Source organism: Pseudoalteromonas sp. B131b (assembly GCF_037162545.1).
In the GTDB taxonomy this organism is placed as follows: Bacteria; Pseudomonadota; Gammaproteobacteria; order Enterobacterales; family Alteromonadaceae; genus Pseudoalteromonas; species Pseudoalteromonas fuliginea.
The window spans coordinates 2405603-2426170 of record NZ_JARLUZ010000001.1 but is presented as its reverse complement, the minus strand read 5'-3'; the positions used below and the strand labels follow the sequence as shown (position 1 = coordinate 2426170).

The following is a 20568-nucleotide window of genomic DNA, read 5'->3' as shown; positions in this document are numbered from 1 at the left end:
TTACAATGCCTGAATACTGTTTTCATCGATTTCGGCGCTAAATATCTGCTGAAATTGTACTATGTTTTCATCCGATGTGATCACATCGATTGCTTGTTGATGACGTCCTGCATCAATTTTTTGCTGAATAAGATAAGGAGAGTCAATAACTCCCTTAGCGAAATTAATACTTAACGACACGTTATGCTCATAAATACTCGACAATGCGGCATCTAACCTTTGGCGAAGCATCGGTGTATCTAAATGCTTTTGTGATTCATCAACGTCTATATGTAAACTGTTGCCTTGCTTGGTAAATATTGAATGCAACGCAAATTGGCGCATACGACCGCCCAGTCCCATACGTTTAATTAAATAAGCCCACTCATCTTGTTGGTGTGCAAACCTAATTTCACTAATTGGACTTTGAAAATCATCAGGCACGGGAATGCTAATTTCCTCGGGCGCTGTTTCAGGTACTTTTTGAGGGTTTATTTGCTCAAGCAGCTCTGGCGCTAGATTTTCAGTAATTGTTTGGTGCTTTGCTTTAAAATCTATTTTTTTAGGTTTTTCGAAACCTTGATTATTAGCCGATGTTTGGCTCCCCGTTACTGGGAGCGGTGGCTTTTTTTCACTTTCACCTACTGTATCAGTAGCCCAAGGCGGCGGGGTGTCTGACTTTGTAGGTACTGACTTATGGTTTTGTGATACAGCGCTATTTGGCCGCTCAGCTGACTGAGCCACTGTATTTTCATTTTTTGGCACTTCACCGACATTATGAGTACGGCTAGTAACAGTGCTGTTAGATACGTTTGATGAACTAGCCTTTGCCGTATTTAAGTTTGTCCCAGAAAGCTTTCCTGAGCCTGATATATTACGATCACGCAATATACGCGCAATAGCCGATTGCGCTTTTGCCTCGCGTTCAACTATCGAAGCATTTTCATCGTGTTGTTGCTGGTTTTGCAAGTCTGATTGCGGGTCAAAACTATTTTTTTCAATACTTGTTGAGTGTTCCGGCAAATGATTTTGCCGATTAGCACTTATATCTTTTTGTGGATTAAACCCCTGATCAACAGCGCTACTCATCACATCATCAAACTGAGCGGCCAATGTTTGCTCTACATCACTGTGTTGCATGTACGCTTCATCTTCACTTTGACGCTGTGTTTGAGCATCCGAAACAACATTGGTTTGCGGTGGCTCATTAGCTGAAGCCTGTTGCTTTGAAGCGTTTTCACTTTGTTGAACTGGTTGAACTACTGCAACTTGGGCTGGCTCATTATTACTTTGCACAACGTCATTATTTGATGTCTGAGCGGCAGCATTAGGTAAAGGCTCTATCTCAACGGCTATAGGCTGCTCTGTATTGCTAACTGGCTTAGTATTATTTACTGGAGCACTGCTTTGGCTAGCTACGGTGTCTTGCGATGTTTTGTTTTTATTTAATATATCTCGCAGTGCATTTGCTCGGCCTTGTTTATTTTGGACGGGCTCTTCGTTGGCAGTGTGTACAGCTTGTTGGGCATCTGTAGGCTTAAATGCTAATAATCTTAGCATAAGCATTTCAAAACCTAATCGAGGCTCTGGTGCCCATTGTAAATCTTTTTTGCCGTTTAAAAGTAACTGGTAATAAATTTGTATTTGTTGCGGACTCGTATGCTGTGCAACGTGCGTTATGTAATCAGCGTTCGTTTCATCAAGCCCTGCTGCCTGTGGTACTAATTGAGTCAGTTGAGTTAAATGTGTTAACGCAATTAAATCATCAAGTAAGGCAATATAGTTTGGGTTTCTGCTCGCAACGTGTGCTATTTCGCTCATTAAAGCTGTGCCATCTTGGGCAAGTAGTGCAGCTAATAGGCTTTGGCTATAATGTGTATCCATCAAACCAAGCATTGTTTGTACTGCTTGATTATTAATATCACCATTTGTTTGTGCTATAGCTTGATCGGTTAAGCTCAATGCGTCACGCATACTGCCATCAGCGGCTTTTGCAATAATACTAAGTGCATCATTGTCATAGCTGAGCTGTTCTTGAGTAAGTACGTGCTCAAGTTGTGCTTTAATTTCACTTTGCGACAAGGCATTTAAGTTAAATTGTAAACAACGAGATAAAATAGTAACTGGTAACTTTTGCGGATCGGTAGTCGCTAATAAAAATTTCACATGCTCTGGTGGTTCTTCAAGCGTTTTTAAAAGTGCATTAAAACTGTGCTTTGAGAGCATGTGAACTTCATCGATTAGATATACTTTATAACGTCCACGCGTTGGCGCATATTGAACGTTATCGAGTATTTCGCGGGTGTCCTCTACTTTAGTTCGAGAAGCCGCATCTATTTCGAGTAAGTCAATATAGCGTCCTGCTTCTATATCTAAACAGCTGCTACATTGACCACACGGATTTGCAGATATACCTTCGTCGCAATTTAAGCTTTTAGCAAAAATACGCGCAATGGTCGTTTTACCCACACCGCGGGTTCCAGTGAATAAATAAGCGTGATGCAGTCTATTTTGTGTAAGCGCATTTACAAGCGCTTGCTTAACATGAGACTGCCCAACCAATTCATGAAAGGTTTGAGGACGCCATTTTCTCGCTAGAACCTGATAACTCATCGATTACTCGCCTTCGAATTCAACCAATTTTAGGATTTTAATACCCATTTTCTTGATGCGCTGCTCGCCACCTAGTTCTGGTAATGACACAACAAATGCTGCATCTGTCGCTTCGCCACCTAGTTTATGAACTAATTTAGCGGTGGCTTCAATTGTACCGCCAGTAGCTAATAAATCATCTACTAACAATACTTTATCGCCAGGTACAATTGCATCTACATGCAGCTCTAATGTATCTTCACCGTATTCTAGCAAGTAATCTTGACGAATAACTTCGCGCGGCAACTTACCTGGTTTACGTACTGGAATAAAGGGAATGCCTAACGCGTAAGATAACGGCGCACCAAAAATAAAGCCACGCGATTCTGTGCCAATTATTTTAGTAAAACCTTGATCTTTATATTCAGCGATAAAAGCGTCAATTGTGGCTTTAAAGGCTTCTGGATTTGCCATTAAAGTAGTTACATCGCGAAACATAATGCCCGCTTTTGGATAATCAGCAATTGTAGTGATGCTGTTTTTGATAATTGCTGGTGTTACTTGAGTCATAATTTTAACTGCTCAATTATTTATATTACAAAGCAGGTGATTATAACCTTAACTGACCTTTAAATGCGAGTTTGACGTTATTATAGTTTAAGCGGGGTAATTAAAAATAAAGAGGTTCAAGGCTGAAGTAAACAACAGCCTTAATAAACGCTATGCATTTTAGGTTAAGCTAGTGATCCAACCTAAAATTGCATTTAAACAACCAATTCCTGCAAATATAGCTAAAAATGCAAGAAAGTAAGTAGCGTTGAACGGATCTTTAAAGTCTTTATCATCTGACATTGGTACAACCTTTTATTAAGCACGGCAAATAAGGCTGTCATAATAGACGATGTAAAATTATCAATAAAGACCTTAATCTTGATTTTTTGTCACAATGACACCGCGTTCAACCATTGCATTAAGGGTAACCAACGCACCTTGAGCAATTTGCTCTGCATTAAATTGTGGAGCGTGAGCTAATACCTGTTGGCAAACGTTGTCAAATGTCGCACCTTCACTTACCTCTATGATTGACAATAGCAAAGCTGTCATCGCATTTGTTGCTAAAAACTGCACATCATCATTTTCGTCTCTATATACAACAAAGTAATTAGGCTGAGTTGATGGCTCTTTAGGTATAAACTCTGTGCTGATATTTTGAACCGGAAATTGATAACTTAAATTTCTTGCAGCGTTAGATAAATACAAAGCAGAACTAGTGAGTGCTGTTGTTTGTAGTTTTTGCGCTTGCTCATCTTCATGTGCAATCGATACATCTAGCTCTACCCATTCGTAATGAGCAAGCTCTAGCATAAACACGGGGTCGTGTTTATTCATTTTATAATCACTTGATAAGTAATTAATAAACTCCCCTGCTATATCTAAAAAGTACGGCGAATGACAATCATATTCGCTAAAGAACTGACGTACGAGGGAATGCCATTGTTTGTCTGTGTATAAGGTTTTTAACACCGGAAAACCTGATGATACAAAACCTTCAATATTATTAAAAAATAGATCGCGATAAATGGCCATACGTCTATCTTCAATACCGCTGGGCCGTTTATTTTTTTAGGCTCGCGAATATGCGCCATAAATTCGTTTTGTATTTCAATAAAGCTCATCACTAGGCACTCTTTTAATGTTTATAAAGGCTTATATTAAGCTCGTTGTTTTGAAACACTTGAATTAAGGTATTTAGCTTGCAGCCCATGAATTATATCCAACTCTTTGGTTAACACATTCATAGTAGGGATATTAAAGTCACGCTCAAGCAAAGTTGGAAACACACCATGTACTTCGTACGCCTTATCAAGTAGCTTCCACACAGGATCAATGACATCTGCGCCATGTGTATCAACTATTAAGTCATCAGCCTCATTGTAGTGCCCTGCAACGTGTCCATAAGCAATACGCTCAGAAGGTAACCCTGTTAAAAATGCTTGCGCGTTATAGCCATGATTTATCGAATTAACGTAAATGTTATTCACATCGAGTAAAAGCTTACAGTCAGCTTGCTCTAAAATAGTATTCGTAAATTCAAGCTCTGATAATTGCTGCCCAGGAGCACCATAATAAGAAACATTTTCTATCGCAATTTGTTGCTCAAGTATATCTTGAACTTGCTTAATACGTGGTACAACGTGTGCTATCGCATCTTGAGTAAACGGAATTGGCATTAAGTCATACATATGGCCCGCGCCAGAGCAGTAACTTAAGTGCTCACTAAAAAATTTTATATTGTGCTCTTTAAAAAAACTTTTAAAGATTTAACAAATTCAACATCCAGTGGCTCGGGCGAGCCGATAGAAAGTGACAATCCATGGCACACAAAATTATTTGCATCTGTTAATGTTTTAAACTGTTTCTTAAAGCGCCCACCTAATTTTAGCCAATTCTCTGGTGCAACTTCTAAAAAATCTACTTGATTAGGTACGTGTTCAAGCAGTTCATTAAGCATTTCTCGTCGGAGGCCAAGACCAACCATTCCGAAATCTATACTTTTAGTTTTTGTCATAACTACCTCTAACTTAACAAAAAAGGGCCTTAAGGCCCTTTTAGCATACCTTATTTAAAGTAAGATATTAACGGCCACCACATTTACCTTCGCCGCACTTACCTTCTTTTTTACCTTTTGCGTCGCCGCCACATTTACCTTCGCCGCACTTGCCTTCTTTTTTACCTTTTGCATCGCCGCCACATTTACCTTCGCCGCACTTGCCTTCTTTTTTACCTTTGGCATCGCCGCCACATTTGCCTTCGCCGCACTTGCCTTCTTTTTTACCTTTTGCATCGCCGCCACATTTGCCTTCGCCGCACTTGCCTTCTTTTTTACCTTTTGCATCGCCGCCACATTTACCTTCACCACATTTACCTTCAGCAGCATCTAGTTGATAACCTGTCACTAATTGTTGAAACTCAAATGGGTTAGCTTGTACATCAGCAGATACAAAACTTGCAGAGCCAACAACTACTGCACCTAAAGTTAACGCGATTGTATTTTTTCTAACTGTATTCATTTTATGACTCTCTTTAATCAAGGATTGTAAATCTCAGCAATATAAATGTATTTTTAAATTGCTTGTATGCTTAAGTAGACCCGCACAAAAATAAAAACTTTCAATTATTTTCATAATATTTGCTTTTGCACTTACTTCATTAAATATGGTCGGTAATTACAGATTTATCAATGTAAGATTTACAGGTAAACTATGCGTCCTGTTTTTCTCAGAAATAATCACCTTATGAAACTTGTTTTAGCGCCTATGGAAGGTGTTGTCGATTTTAAAATGCGTCAATTACTCACCGACATCGGTGGGTTCGATTTATGCGTTACCGAGTTTGTAAGAGTGGTTGAAACATGTTTACCCGATAAAGTTTTTCACCGCTATTGCCCTGAATTACATAATAATGGTTTTACGCGAGCAGGAACGCCTGTGCGTATCCAACTACTCGGACAAGAAGCAAACCCTTTAGCAGAAAATGCGATTAGAGCTATAGCATTAGGTTCTCACGGTGTTGATCTTAATTTTGGTTGCCCTGCAAAAACGGTTAACCGTAGTCGAGGCGGGGCTGTGCTGCTTAAAGATCCTGACCACATGTATACGATTATTAAAGCAGTCCGAGACGCTGTAGATGATCAGCATGAAGTTAGTGCAAAAATCCGCTTAGGATTTGATGATGATAGTAACAGCCAAGAAATTGTAGATGCGGTTGTCAGTGCTGGAGCAAATAGCATTGCAATACATGCTCGCACCAAACGTGATGGCTATAATCCGCCTGCTTATTGGGAAAAAATTCCACCAATAATAAAAGATAAAAATATTGCCGTTGTTGCCAATGGTGAAATTTGGCAAGTAGAAGACGCAATGCTTTGCCAAAAACGAAGTGGATGTACTGATTTAATGCTTGGTCGTGGCGCCCTTTCGCACCCTGATTTAGCAAAAAAATTAAAGCTCATGTAAATAATGAACAATACGATGGACTTGAGTGGGAGCATATTATTTATCACTTAATCCACTCTGCTATCCATCAAGACCCTGCAAAGAATGAAAAATATTTTGCGTCACGTACTAAACAATGGCTTGGTTACCTAAAACGCCAATACCCACAAGCTATCGATTTATTTGATGAAATCAGACGTTTAAAAAGTAAAGAAGATGTGGCAAGCGTATTAAATAAATACGCCAAAGCACCGCAACTTGATTCAAATCATAACAGCTAACTTAAAGCTTATAGATAATATCAGTATAACGTAAAGCCAATTTAATAAGGTTGTACTGATAATGCATCATCAACAAAGACTGAACGATGAAATAGCGCAAGTTAAATTAAATATATTAACTATGCTTTCTAAATCAGCCTACCCTGCACATCACCATTTAATACAAATTTTAGATAATAAAGCCAACAATGAATGGTTAGACTGTGCAGCAGAAAAGTTAGGTCCGGAGTATGCTATTTTAATTAGTCGTATGACTAAATTAGAAGCTGCCGTTAGCCAAATAGAGATTGGCCAATATGGTTACTGTTGTGACTGCGAAGAAAAAATATCAGCAAAGTTACTTGAGCAAGACCCTGCAACTCAACGATGTATAAAGTGCGCACCATAAGCGCACTTTCACATCATTACATCATTTGCTTTATAAAACTAAATGATTGCCCAGGGTAGAGAATTATATCTTCAACTAAATACTGAGCCTCTTCTGGACTCATTTTTAGGCGCTTTACAAGGTTCACCTTTGCTTGAGGCAAAGTCCACGCATGATAGTGAATACCTATATCTGATTCCATCATCGCAAGCATCAATGCTTTATCTTTATCAGACATGTCCATATTGCTCGCCATTGCAGGTAAATCTTGATAGTTAGCCTGCCAATCCAAGCCTTCTATTAATTTTTCATTAGATAAATACTGAACTAAAAACGATTTCTGGTGAGAAGTTGGCTGTTTACTGTCGAATGCAACACGATCTAATACTTTTATTTTTTCATTTAAAAGAGTAACCCATTCTAATGGTGAATGTACTTCGCCACTAAAGTAATTAAGTTTGCTCTGATACCACTGGGTTCCATTTGGCAGGCCTCTTAGACCAACACTCCCCTGGGCCTGTAACTAGCTAAATAATCGCTAAAAGCCCTTATATGGCTCTTAAGCGCTGGTTGAACGTCGTTAGTGCCTATCGCACTCAATACATAACTTTGTAACAATGCAAGTTCAACTTTATTCAGTTTTAAATTGCTTTGTTTAGCACTGTCTAACGTTTCTTGGGTTAACTTAAGCCAGGTAATAACATTATCCGGTGTGTTTTTTGTGCCTTCAAAAGCAAGCATGTTCTTTAATACATCTACTTGAGCCGGCCAATTAAAATAGCGCTCAGGAAAACGCTCGGCAATAACCAAGTAATTTACTTGTGCTATTTGATTGAGATTAAGCTCCATGCCCATTAAGTTCTGATAAATAGTATGGCGTTTAGCTAAATATGCATCAGAAAAGACCAATTGCTCTTTAGTAATATTATCTGTTTTATTAGCGCCTGATAGTACAAGCGCCATGTTTAAAGTTTTTAAACCGACTTGTGCATCTTCAAATGACTCATAAGGTTGAGGCTGCTTTGAACATGCGGCTAAAAATAGGCACAGTAGTAATGAAAAAGAGAGCTTTTTATACATAGTAATTCCAATAAAAAAAGCCCCAGAGGGGCTTTTTAAAAGTTGCTTTAGCTAATAAAAATTAAATTTTAACACCGTTGCGAGCGGCTTTATCTTTAATGTATGTAGCCCAACCCTTTGCAAACTTGCGAGTGCGTGGGTCATCCATGGCTTTAGTAATAGCAGCATGAGCTTGCTTGTACTTGCCTTGGTAATAATATGCTTCAGCTAAATCTGAGTAAATAGTGCCCTTTTTATCAGAGCCTAGCTCTAATGCTTTGTTCAAACGAACAACAGCAGCACTAAATTTTTCAGACTGTAAAAGTAATGAACCTGCTTTGCGGTAAAGCTCAGCGTCTTCATCAAATTTAGCAGCTTCTTCATAATACTTAGCAGCTTTAACGAGATCTTTAGAACGATGGTAATTACTCGCAATCGCGCTAACGTTTTGCTTAGTACGTTTAACATTCTTTTCTTTAATAGCCTTCTCAAGCGTAACAGCCGCTTTAAAAGGAATTTCATTTAAAGAATAGAAGTTAGACAATACTTTGTAATCGACTTCAGCTTCAAAAAAACCTTGGTTGAATGCTACTTCCATGGTCGAAAGACCTTTTTTGTAGTTTTCAGTTTGTAGGTAATATTTACCTAAACTAACCCAAGCTTTTTTATCATCAGGCCAAACACGAACAATTTCTTCACCAACTTTGACCATATTATTATAGTCTTTAAGCTCGAAGTAAGAGCCTAACTTTAATTGGTAAGGAGCTTTGTTCGGCTCCTTTTGAAGCGAAATTGCTTTGTCTGCTGGACCGAAAACATCACGAAATTGTTTCAACTCGTAGTTAGCTTGCGCAATACGTGTGTAAACTTTCGGATCTTCATCGCCCGTAAAATCAATCCATGCTAAATATGCTTTTTTAGCTTCTTGATACTTTTGAGTACCAATAAGTAAATCGCCTAATAACTTAAGGGATTGTTCCTGATCAGCAAAGTTTAAAACATCTGGCGCAACCGCCTGCTTAGTATATTTAATCGCTTCATCATACTTTTCTACCTGCGCGTACATGCTACCTAAGTAACGATTTACAGTCGCCTTATCAAAGTCATTAGATGGATCAATATCTTTTAGCAGAACAATTGCTTCTTCAACTTTTTCTTCACCGTACAAATCAAACGCTTTAATTACCTTTTTACCAGTACGCTCGCCCATGATTTTAGTTTTTGCTTTCTTACGCTCTTCAATCTTTGCGTAGTCTGGCGCCGCTAAAACAGATGCTGTTAATGTAGCACCTGACACAGACATAAGAATCGCAAGAGCAGTTACTTTAGAAAAATTTCTCATTACTCGCCTCCTTAATTGCCTTGGTTAAGTTTAAAGTCTAATTGAACTTGTAAACCCGGTTGTATTTGAGGTTTCCCGTCAATGATCTTAGGACGGTACTTCCACTTACGCAATGCGCGCTTAGCTTCACGGTCAAAGATACGTTTTGGATCGGCGTCAATTACTTCAACGTCAGTTACTCCACCTAACTCATCAATTGTGAACGAAAGTTGAACCCAACCTTCTTTACCATCACGTGCTGCTTGCGTTGGATATTTTGGTTCTATACGAACGATAGGTGTCGCATCACCATCACGTCCAAATGCACCAGGACCACTTAGTCCACCTGCCGAACTACCAACATCAATGCTTCCCATATTAAATGACATAGCACCAGGTGTTGGACTGTTATTTTCCGGCTGTGGCGGCTGCGGTTTAGGCGGCTGCTTTGGCGGCGGAGGAGGCGGAGGCGGTACACGCTTCCTCTCCTGCACCTTAGATTCAGGCGGATTCGTCATTATTTCGACTATGATCTGCTCTTTTTGTTCCGTATTACGGTCAGCCCCACCAGAGATGAGGAAAGCCATGAAGTAGAACAAGCCGAAAGTAACTGCCCCACCTGCAATCAGTGAAAACAGAAAACGAATCATTACTGATCTCCAGCTATTGAAATTCTCAGGTTATCACCCGTCGCTTTAATCTGGTCCATAACTTTAACCACTACGCCATGTTTTGCTTCTTTATCAGCTTGCAAAATCACAACTTCAGTAGGTTGTTCTGCTAATAAACTTTCGATTTTTGCTGAAATACGTTCAACATCAACCTGCTGTTTATCAATCCAGATTTCGCCGTTACTACGGATAGCAATAAAAATGTTAGCATTTTTTTGCTTAGTAGCTTGGGCAGCTTTTGGTTTATTGACCTCGATACCAGCCTCTTTAACGAACGATGTAGTTACGATAAAGAAAATAAGCATGATAAATACGATGTCAAGCATTGGCGTCATATCAACCGCTGCTTCTTCTTCTTCACGAAAACGTTGTTTACGTGCCATATTTAATTCTCTCTCTAGTGATGAGGCATACTATCAATAAGTTTGGCTTTCACCATTTTAGCTTTTGTCTCAAGACGTGAGCTAAAAAATACTCCAGATAGTGCCGCAACCATTCCAGCCATTGTCGGGATTGTTGCCATTGAAATACCTGATGCCATTAATCTTGCGTTACCTGTACCCTGGTTGGCCATGGTTTCGAAAACCGAGATCATACCAGTAACAGTACCAAGTAAGCCTATTAAAGGACAAACAGCTACTAATGTCTTAATCAACAACATACGCTGATCTAATTTTTCAGACGCTTCAGAAATCCATGCTTCACGGATTCTGTGTGCGTACCAAGACGTAGTGTCTTGGCGGGCATCCCACTTTGCTACAATTTCTTTCGCTGTGCGAGGAAACTCTGCAAGTAAGAACCAATAGCGCTCAATCATTAAAACCCACATCAGAAAGAGTGCTATCGCGACCACGTATAAAACCTGGCCGCCTGTGCCAACAAAATCCCTGATAGATTCCCATATCTCCATCAGGACTAGCATTAGGCTTTCTCCTTCTCCGCGTGAGTAGCAACGATACCCGCGCTTTGCTCATCAAGGATGTGTAATACCGACTTACTACGACCAGCTACTAGAGCATGAAGTAGAATTAGTGGTAATGCAGCAATTAGACCTAGCGCTGTAGTTACAAGTGCTAGAGAGATGTTACCTGCCATGATCTTCGGATCACCCGTACCGAACAATGTGATTGTTTGGAACGTTAAGATCATACCGATTACAGTACCTAGTAGACCTAGTAATGGTGCGATTGCAGCAAGAATCTTGATTATATTGATACCAGCTTCGATGCGTGGCGTTTCACGTAGAATCGCTTCATCAAGTTTAAGCTCAAGGTTTTCAACATCTTGGTTCTTGTTGTCATGGTACACTTTAAGAATACGACCCAGTGGGTTATTTGTATTCGGTGTAGCAACATTTTTAAGTTGGCTCTTAATCTTACTAGTAGTAAGCGTAAGGTCAACAAAGCGAATTAGAGTAATTAGCATACCTAGGCCTAGTAGGGCTGTGATGATATAACCAACTACGCCACCTTGATGGAAGTATTCCATAAGGGTCGCTTTTTGAGTATTGATACGTAAGATAGCACCACGAGTCGGGTCAATATAAACACCAGCGTAGTTATCTGGAGATGTATTTTCAAGCGCTGTGATACCGTCTAAAATGTAACCATCTGGTTGCTTACCTAGAGGCTGGATAGACTTAGTCTCTGGTGAATAAATTAAGTAACCATCGTCTGTAACTAAGTTAAAGTTACCGATACGCGTTACTTTCTTCATTGACGGGTTACCATCAAGGCCAGCAACTTCAGTTTCGAATGTTGAAACTTTAGCTGATTCAGTCATTTCTGTTTGTAGTGAAATCCAAAGTTCTTCTAATTCACGAACAGTTGGAAGTTCTTTAGCAGCAGCTAATGAACGTAATATTTCAGCACGACCTGGCTTTTCAGCACTAACAAGTGATGCTTCGATCGAACCGATAGCGTCTTGAGCTGCACGACGTACAACACCAAACATTTCACCTAAAGTACCTTGTGCGCTTTGAAGAGCTTGCTCTTTCTCTGCTAAAGTATTTTCATTTTGTGCATATTGCTTAGCTAAACTAACGCCACGTGCTTTTTCAGAAGCAAGTTGGCTTTTAGCTTTGTTAAGTAATGATTGCTTGTCAGCACGTTCAGATAAGAACTCTTGCTCACGTTGCTTATTAATTTTACCTTCAGAGATACGCTCTTGCTTTACTTGCTCAAGGATTTTATCTAGAGCTCCAGTATTTGCATGTGCATTAAGCGCGGTACCTGCAGAAACAGTTAGTACTGCTGCAACAGCAAAACCTTTAAATAGTTTCTTCATTATTGATTACTCCGCGCCAAAGATAGGTAGTTTAACAAGTTCTAATGTCGCTTGCTTACGCGCCATACGAATAACTTCTTTAACAGGTTTTAGGTATTCTTCACCTAATTCTTTCCACTGTTTAGTGTTGTTATCCCACACCCAAGCATGTTTCAAGTCAAAAGATTGAGCAACGTACGTGATACGACCTAATTGACCGATATCAACGTTAATGCTCTTACCATCAACTTCTAATGTACCTTGTGAAGCAGATACAAGTGAACTGTATGCTGTTTCAATAGTGTAAGCTTCAAGTACTTGACGGAATTTTTCAGACGTCGTTACAGACGCAGAAACCATGATTTCACGTAGTCTTTCAACACGTCCTAAACGCGTTTCAAGATTAAATGGAACGTCCGCTTTGATGAATTGCTCAAGCGTATCGATCATGCGATACATCAAAGGCACAACGTTTTGTTTAGTGTTATCAATAGTAGCGATTTGACGATCAAACGATTCAATAGACGCATTTTGGCTATCAACCAAGCGTGATACATGATCGTTATACACTTTCATAAGTTCAGTCTCATCAACGATGCTACGGTACTCAGCGATTAGCTCTTGAGTTTGACCATATACATTGTCAATTTTAGTTTGAGACTTAACAGCAGCCTTTTGAATTTGTTGACCTGCTTTTTGCACGTCATTCAAAGGATCTGCAATCACATTGCTGCTTGCAAATGCAAATGCGCCAACCAACGCAGTTGCTACAAGACTCTTTCTGATTTTAACAGACATAGTTCCCAACCAATTAAGTAATGTTACTTTTATAATTTAATTATCAACCCATAAGGAAGACAACCCTGATATCTTTTAATAGATATCAACCTTCCAATAATGCTAAATGCAATAAGCGCTGTCAACTTGATGTTTGCTTATCTCAGTAAATAAATAGCCTGTTCAAAGCTTACACTAAAGGACTGCATACCAAATGTTAACAATATTGTAACCAGTCTTATTCTTAATATTTCTATCAAAGCCTTTTAAGGGGTATGTTTATTGGGTGTCGCCCTTATAAAAACAACAAAAATGCAACATTCAATTGAAAATGAATTCGCCCTGAAAAAAAACAAAAAAATATACTTATTTCTCATATAAGTTTTTTTGGCCAACTTTATGCCTTTTTAACTGGTTTTAAACGCTTCATCTGAAAAAACAAACCGTTTATCGCACAAGAAAACATCACAAAATGCCTTTATATTGAATTAATATTCACTTCGAATATCGCATATTAATATTTCCATTACCCAATATTAATGGAGAGTAAAGTGGTTGGTTACAAACCAAATGATGCACAGTGTGCAATTAGTTATTAATTTATTACTCTCAGAAGTTGTCCAAATATTTGAATTTATCTTTTGCTGGGCATGTATCAGGGATGGCTAATTTTAGGAACAAGCTTTCAATGAAATACCATACTCCAATCTGAGCAGCTTGAAGTTGTTACTACAATCAACGTTAGTCACCTATCTTGAATATGATCTATTTAATTCAATTACAATTTTTATGGTAGGCTCTGTGAAAACTATATCATTTCACCTCGTTACATAGCTCGCTACTATGCTTTAAGGTAGTCTTATAATAACTAAAAGCTGTTGAAGTTTAATTTTTTAATTTTAATACCGTAGCTCAATCACACACAGCAATGCTTACTGTAGTGCCGTTGTGCTCATAAAGGCGATAACAATGCATAAATGCCAAATACATTCTATTCAAAGGGTCTTGCTAGAGGTAATTGACTCTTTGTTGTATAAATAGATAAGGGCTGAAAGTAGGACATGAAGCTTTACTTGTTCGATTTATGATAAAAGTCTGCTTAGAAATGGGGTCAATTTAACGCCAAGAAAATGCATAATAGCAATTCGCTTAATTAAGTGTTCTATTTTGATATAAGAAAATCGTGTCGACAAAAAGAATAAACTTCAAATAGGTTAAATGGTTATTTTATTCGTTGAATTGATAAAGTGCTTATGTAGATCGATATGACTATAAGGAATGTAAGGCTTTAGCCGCTAACGAGAGCACTAGATAAAAAATCGTGTCGCAAAAAAATCTCTAAGAATAAAATTTAACTCAGAAAAATAATAAACTTTAATAGCAAAAAGATAATCCTGTTATTTAATACACGTGGTATTTCGCTTGACGACTTGATCAACCAAATGCTCAAAGAATATTGCTACTTGAACAATAAAGATGCATTTAACAAATATCAGCGCTTTAAAATTAATTAATTTAAGTATGCAGTGTAATAATTGATAGCTTTATAGGAGATAGTGAGGAAGATTTAATAGTATTAACAAAGGAATTATGGTGAAACAGATAACTGTTTCACCACGTTGAACGAAGGTTCACATAATAAATTATGCTGCTTCTACGTTCTCAGCTTCAGGGCCTTTTTGACCTTGCTTGATGCTGAATGTCACTGCTTGACCTTCGCTAAGAGTGCGAAAACCAGAACCAGTGATTGCGCTGAAATGTACAAACACGTCAGGACCATTTTCTTGTTCAATGAAACCAAAGCCTTTAGCTTCGTTGAAAAACTTTACTTTACCAGTAACCGACATACTAAATTTTCCTGTAAGTCAATAATTAAAATTCAGCCATATTATTATGGCAATATCCTCCCCGAGTCAATGCCCACAAAATGGAGGTATAGTACAGGAAGAAGTAATAACCTAACCGGTAACCTTAAACGCAGCACAATATCCGTAAATTCAATACGCAAAAACTCAAAGCAAGTTAAGATTAACACATTATTTTTTATTTCGCTCTATTAATTAGACATTATTTATTAAAAATATATTTTTTTATTAAATAATGTCTAAACGGCTAATTTTAATACAAAAAAATACTATTCGGTTACTCTTTTTAGAATCAGTCGCGTATTTTAAATGCGAAATATTTGATCAAAACAAAATTTGTACAATGATCAGCGCAAGTAAAAATCACATAATAATTTATAAAATTTAAGCTGATTTACTGAATGATTAACTCACTTCCCATTCAATCATGTCTTCGGCTTTAATGGGAACAACTTGCGAATCACCTAGCGAATAGCTAGCGGGAACTCTCCAAGGATTTCTTTGTAGTGTTATTGTATCTTGATTACGCATAACACCATAAAAATCAGGACCAAAGTGACTAGCAAAACCTTCTAATTTATCCAGTGCACCAGCTTCTTCAAATGCCTCGGCGTATAATTCAATCGCAGCGTGAGCTGTGTATGCCCCAGCACAACCGCAAGCAGCTTCTTTTTTGTCTTTATAATGCGGAGCCGAATCAGTTCCTAAAAAGAATTTTTTATTGCCACTTATTGCTGCAGCCATTAATGCTTGTTGGTGTGTATTACGTTTTAATATTGGTAAACAGTAATAATGGGGACGTATCCCCCCTGCTAACATATGATTACGATTATAAAGTAAATGATGAGCTGTAATAGTAGCCGCTACATTATCCGGTGCATTTACTACGAACTCTACCGCATCTTTCGTTGTAATATGCTCTAGTACAATTTTAAGTTCAGGGAAATCGCTAACAACATCACCTAAAATTGTATCTAAAAATACCTTTTCTCGATCAAAAATATCTATCGACGAATCAGTAACTTCACCGTGAACCAATAAAAGCATCCCCACTTCTTGCATTGCTTTTAGTACTGAGTAAATATTTTTAACGGAAGTCACACCGGAGTCAGAATTTGTTGTAGCGCCTGCAGGGTAAAGTTTAGCCGCAACTATTTTACCTGTTTCTTTAGCTTTTTTAATTTCTTCAGGTGTTGTTTTATCAGTAAGATACAAAACCATTAATGGCTTAAAATCACCTTGAGGACCTGCCGCCATAATACGTGCACGGTATTCAAGTGCTGTATCAGTACATGTTGCCGGAGGAACCAAGTTAGGCATAATAATCGCACGACCCATATAACGACTAATATCGCGAACGGTATCTTTTAGCTGATCGCCATCACGTAAGTGAACATGCCAGTCATCTGGTCGAGTTATAGTGAGTGTTGTGATTGCATCTTTAGTTTTACTAATCATTTTTTTATTCCACGGCTGAATTTATCCGATCATAGGCATAGGAGGTTTTCGAGTAAAGACCTTATTAAAAATAATGGACTCAGCTCCACTATTAAATAAAACTTTACAGCTCATAAAAAGCATTCATCGTTTTATTTTGTAGAAAGATAAAGTTTACGTTAACTTAGTCGCTGTGTTTATAAATATAAAGAATAAAATTAGCTGCCTATGTCGAACAAAGTCGATACCAATGAAGCTCTGGAAATAAAAACTGAACAGCTTAGTATCATTAATCAGTTTTCATCTAGTTTATTACAGCTTGATACTCTAGAAGAGTTACTAGAATACGTAACAACTCAAGTCGTTAATAGACTTGGCTTTGTTGATTGTGTTATCTACCTTGCCGATGACTCAGCTTCTATATTAAACCAAGTTGCATCTATGGGGATCCCCATCAACGCTACAAATATAGAGCGCAACGAAAGGTAATACAGTTTAGTGAGGGAATTTCGGGCTTTGTTGCACGCACCGGTGAAGCAGTGATGCTTGGTGATGTAAGTACTGATAGCCGCTATATAGCAGATGAACGCCCTGCTCAGTCAGAATTATGTGTTCCTCTTATATATAAAGAGCAAATTTTAGGGGTAATTGATTGTGAACATCCCATTAAGAACTATTTTACTAATGCCCACCTTGAAATACTCACCACTGTCGCACATTTACTTAGTGCCAAAATAAACCAAGTTAATACTGTCAATAATTTACAACAAACTGTTGAGCAATTAAATAATGCGCAAAAACTTGAAAATAGTCTTTTGCAAATAGCTAACTTAACTTATAAAGCCAGTGACCTAGATACTTTTTTTGAATCTCTTCACGCTATAATTAATAGCTTGTTACGTGCAGATAATTTTTTTATTGCACTTTACGATAAACAAGTAGATATACTCGACATTGTCTACATTGTTGAAGAGGGTATTCAAACAAGCACCCATCAAAAATTTTCAAAAGAGCAACTTAAAGACACTGCCTCATATTATTTACTACAAAAAGATCAGCCATTACTTTTTACAAAAAAAGATTACAAACAACAAATAGCAGATGGCCACTTCAAAATGATAGGCCGACAATCCGAGTCTTGGTTGGGCGTACCATTTAAAGCAAATGAACGTATCAGTGGTGTTATTGTTGTTCAAAGTTATGATAAGTCTTTACATTACAGTGAGCATGACAGCTCATTATTAACGTATGTGAGCCGTCAAATTAGCATGGCAATAGATAGGCAACTTGCTCGCCAGGAGCTTGAACACCGTGCTTTACACGATGAATTGACTGGACTAGCTAATCGTTCACTATTAATAGAACGTGCGAAGCACGCTATATTAAGACTAACACGTGCCAAAAAAGGCACCAGCCATGCGTTGTTATATTTAGATTTTGACCGATTTAAGAGTATTAATGATTCTCTAGGCCATGAAGTTGGTGACCACTTCTTAATTCGAATATGTGAATTAATTAAAGCCACCGTTCGTAATACCGATACCTTTGCCCGTTTAGGTGGCGATGAGTTTGCTATTTTCATGGAAAATATTACGCATCGGAACCAAGTCAACGAAGCGCTTAAACGGATTCAAACTGTACTTTCAAAACCAATCGATGTTGATGGTCATTTATTACAAGCTTCAACCAGTATCGGTATTGCATATAGTGATAATATAAATGATAAAGCTTATATATTACTTCAACAAGCTGACGCCGCTATGTACGAGGCTAAATCGACAGGTCGTGGGCAAGTTAAGTTTTTTAATAATACCATGCGTAAAAAGCTTAAGACTCATGCTGATATCGAAAACGATTTGCAACACGGTATTGAGCACAACGAATTTGAACTCTATTTTCAACCAATTTTTACCATCGCTGAAAGTGAAGTCATTGGTTTTGAAGCCTTAGTTCGTTGGCATCACCCTAAAAAAGGCTTTGTTTCACCGAATGACTTTATTCCTATTGCTGAAACCACTGGGCAGATTATAAACCTTGATTTGCACTTGCTCGATTTAGCTGCCCAACAAATTTCAGACTGGCACCAGCAAGGTCATCGATTCTTAAAAATTACAGTTAATGTATCATCTCGGCATTTTGCTAGTCTTGATTTTGTTGCGCAAATTCATGCTATTTACAACAAATATCAATTGCCTTTGGGTTCTTTATGCCTAGAAATTACAGAATCAGGTTTAATAGAGAATTTAGATCTAGCAACGCAAATTATAGAAGGCCTATCCCCTCTAAAAGTTAAGCTCTGTTTAGATGATTTTGGCACTGGATACTCTGCATTAGGCTATTTACATCAACTTCCGATTCATGTTTTAAAAATTGATAAGAGTTTTATTGACCACCTTCAAGATTCAACTAACCCGTTGGTTGAGGCTATTTTATCTCTGGCGCAATCATTAAAATTTGCTGTCGTAGCTGAAGGGATAGAGACTGTAGAACAACTAACTATATTACAATCGACGCAATGCGATTTTGGGCAAGGATTTTTAAAATCAAAACCTGTCAGCGCAAACGAAGCCATATTATTAATAAATAACCCCCTATAATATAGCCGATTTTACTCTTTGTTAATCGGTTTTACTTATTTTTACATGGATGTAAGCCTCTAAAGTAACGCAGAAGTAGTTATCGAGCTCACTACACACTTCACACCACGACTAAATCATCCTTAGATAACCTGAACTATGGATAATAAATCTATCTCGAGCAGTTATTTTCGACGCAAAAAATTACGTCCAGTTAAAATATATATTATTTTTCCTTCCTCTGATTCAACATGAAGCAAACTCATATAAAACTTGTAAAGTCAGTATTAAATGACTTCTATCATTAGAAATTTAAATTTTTAATAAATTTATGACAATAAACAGCAAAACTTTAGCCATCTAGACGTTGAAACGTTTTTTATATAGGCGTAGTATGTAATTAATCTGAGCTAAACTCACTTTTTCCATGAGAATTTTTAAAGATGATTGGTATTAAACATTTAAAAACCATAGCAACCCTAAAAGAAACAGGATCTTTGGTTAATACAGCACGAGAATTATTTTTAACACAGTCTGCTTTATCTCATCAAATCAAAGATTTAGAGAATAAATTAGATTGCCAATTATTCGAACGTAAAACTCAGCCAGTCCGCTTTACGCCCCAAGGAATGTTATTACTTGAGTTAGCTCACGAAATATTACCAAAAATGGAAGCGACTAAATGCCGTTTAAAAGAAAGCTTAAACCAGCCTATTTCTCAACTGCGTTTAAGTGTGGAATGCCATGCATGTTTTCATTGGTTATTGCCTACGATCAAAGAATTTAATAACTTTTGGCCTGATATAAAAATTGATTACGAGCGTGGTTTTAGTTATGACGCTATTCCTGACCTACTAAACGATGAACTCGACTTAGTTTTGACGTCTGATATACGTGAACCCGACACATTAGAATACGCGCACTTGTTTGATTTTAAACTGAAGCTTATTGTGGCGCCTGATCATGAACTTGCTAAAAAAGCATATGTAACAGCGCTTGATTTGAAAAACGAAACCATTATTTCATACCCTATCCCGCGCGAACGCCAAGATATTTTTAAATACTTTATTCAAAATGCACGTTTCGATGGCACCTTAAAAACAGTTGATCAAGGACTCCTTATTTTTCAATTAGTGAGTGCTGGTATGGGTGTTGCTGCATTACCTGATTGGCTAGTTACCCCTTATGAAAGCCAAGGTTTAATAAAGTCCATCCCGCTAGGTGCGCTTGGGCTTACTCGACCGATGTACTTAGCAATGAAAAAAGATATGAAAGATAACCCTGTTTATCGCCATTTTTTAAATACCTGTAAGCTAAATAACGGTCGATAAATCGCAATCTAATGAGTAACATAAAGCAATACTCTTGTTTTTATGTTGCTTA

At 37.8% G+C, this 20568-nt stretch carries 14 protein-coding genes and 5 pseudogenes; 4 read left to right on the top strand and 15 right to left on the bottom strand.

Annotated elements, in window-relative coordinates:
* The 6 genes and pseudogenes from dnaX to P4S65_RS11195 all read right to left on the bottom strand — a co-directional run bounded on the left by dnaX (position 1) and on the right by P4S65_RS11195 (position 5642).
* Positions 1-2592 carry a DNA polymerase III subunit gamma/tau gene (dnaX, locus tag P4S65_RS11220; RefSeq protein WP_337120156.1) on the bottom strand — a complete coding sequence of 864 codons (2592 nt, stop codon included), beginning with the start codon at positions 2590-2592 and terminating at the stop codon, positions 1-3.
* Between the two features lie 3 nt (positions 2593-2595).
* Positions 2596-3141 carry an adenine phosphoribosyltransferase gene (apt, locus tag P4S65_RS11215; protein ID WP_007375861.1) on the bottom strand — a complete coding sequence of 182 codons (546 nt, stop codon included), beginning with the start codon at positions 3139-3141 and terminating at the stop codon, positions 2596-2598.
* A gap of 159 nt (positions 3142-3300) precedes the next feature.
* On the bottom strand, positions 3301-3423 hold the full coding sequence (locus P4S65_RS11210) for a hypothetical protein (RefSeq protein WP_007375862.1): 123 nt from the start codon (positions 3421-3423) through the stop codon (positions 3301-3303).
* A gap of 72 nt (positions 3424-3495) precedes the next feature.
* Positions 3496-4247: pseudogene (locus P4S65_RS11205) on the bottom strand (HvfC family RiPP maturation protein).
* Between the two features lie 36 nt (positions 4248-4283).
* Positions 4284-5140 (bottom strand): annotated as a pseudogene (locus P4S65_RS11200) (HvfB family MNIO-type RiPP peptide maturase).
* Positions 5141-5207: 67 nt separating this feature from the next.
* The gene (locus P4S65_RS11195) at positions 5208-5642 is read right to left on the bottom strand and encodes an HvfA family oxazolone/thioamide-modified RiPP metallophore (protein ID WP_007375865.1); all 435 of its coding nucleotides are present in this window, start codon (positions 5640-5642) and stop codon (positions 5208-5210) included.
* Positions 5643-5867: 225 nt separating this feature from the next.
* On the opposite strand from P4S65_RS11195, the pseudogene P4S65_RS11190 reads away from it, so the two are divergent.
* Positions 5868-6847: pseudogene (locus P4S65_RS11190) on the top strand (tRNA-dihydrouridine synthase).
* A 61-nt stretch (positions 6848-6908) separates the two neighbouring features.
* Entirely contained in the window at positions 6909-7235 is a 327-nt protein-coding gene (locus tag P4S65_RS11185; RefSeq protein ID WP_007375867.1) for a TraR/DksA family transcriptional regulator, read from the top strand.
* Positions 7236-7251: 16 nt separating this feature from the next.
* Here P4S65_RS11185 and P4S65_RS11180 read toward each other — a convergent pair.
* The 9 genes and pseudogenes from P4S65_RS11180 to pyrC all read right to left on the bottom strand — a co-directional run bounded on the left by P4S65_RS11180 (position 7252) and on the right by pyrC (position 16630).
* A pseudogene (locus P4S65_RS11180) lies at positions 7252-8294 on the bottom strand (hypothetical protein).
* Positions 8295-8355: 61 nt separating this feature from the next.
* Positions 8356-9615 (bottom strand): tetratricopeptide repeat protein, encoded by a 1260-nt coding sequence (locus P4S65_RS11175; protein WP_007375869.1) that lies wholly within the window; start codon positions 9613-9615, stop codon positions 8356-8358.
* A gap of 11 nt (positions 9616-9626) precedes the next feature.
* On the bottom strand, positions 9627-10244 hold the full coding sequence (locus tag P4S65_RS11170; protein ID WP_033016273.1) for an energy transducer TonB: 618 nt from the start codon (positions 10242-10244) through the stop codon (positions 9627-9629).
* The gene (locus P4S65_RS11165) at positions 10244-10648 is read right to left on the bottom strand and encodes an ExbD/TolR family protein (protein WP_002961710.1); all 405 of its coding nucleotides are present in this window, start codon (positions 10646-10648) and stop codon (positions 10244-10246) included. Before P4S65_RS11165 ends, P4S65_RS11170 begins: the two co-directional genes overlap by 1 nt.
* Positions 10649-10662: 14 nt before the next feature.
* Complete coding sequence (locus P4S65_RS11160) at positions 10663-11187, bottom strand: MotA/TolQ/ExbB proton channel family protein (RefSeq protein ID WP_002961709.1); 525 nt, start codon at positions 11185-11187, stop codon at positions 10663-10665.
* Positions 11187-12551 (bottom strand): MotA/TolQ/ExbB proton channel family protein, encoded by a 1365-nt coding sequence (locus P4S65_RS11155; RefSeq protein ID WP_033037762.1) that lies wholly within the window; start codon positions 12549-12551, stop codon positions 11187-11189. The genes P4S65_RS11160 and P4S65_RS11155 overlap by 1 nt, the downstream gene beginning before the upstream one ends.
* Before the next feature lie 6 nt (positions 12552-12557).
* The gene (locus tag P4S65_RS11150; protein WP_033016274.1) at positions 12558-13328 is read right to left on the bottom strand and encodes a DUF3450 domain-containing protein; all 771 of its coding nucleotides are present in this window, start codon (positions 13326-13328) and stop codon (positions 12558-12560) included.
* A gap of 1622 nt (positions 13329-14950) precedes the next feature.
* Positions 14951-15154 (bottom strand): cold-shock protein, encoded by a 204-nt coding sequence (locus tag P4S65_RS11145; protein ID WP_002961702.1) that lies wholly within the window; start codon positions 15152-15154, stop codon positions 14951-14953.
* Positions 15155-15577: 423 nt separating this feature from the next.
* Positions 15578-16630: a dihydroorotase gene (pyrC, locus tag P4S65_RS11140; protein ID WP_337120155.1), complete on the bottom strand. Its 1053-nt coding sequence runs from the start codon at positions 16628-16630 to the stop codon at positions 15578-15580.
* 207 nt (positions 16631-16837) lie between these two features.
* On the opposite strand from pyrC, the pseudogene P4S65_RS11135 reads away from it, so the two are divergent.
* Both P4S65_RS11135 and P4S65_RS11130 read left to right on the top strand, forming a co-directional pair.
* Positions 16838-19206: pseudogene (locus tag P4S65_RS11135) on the top strand (EAL domain-containing protein).
* A 422-nt stretch (positions 19207-19628) separates the two neighbouring features.
* Positions 19629-20516 carry a LysR family transcriptional regulator gene (locus tag P4S65_RS11130; protein ID WP_007375877.1) on the top strand — a complete coding sequence of 296 codons (888 nt, stop codon included), beginning with the start codon at positions 19629-19631 and terminating at the stop codon, positions 20514-20516.
* The last annotated feature ends 52 nt before the right edge of the window (positions 20517-20568 follow it).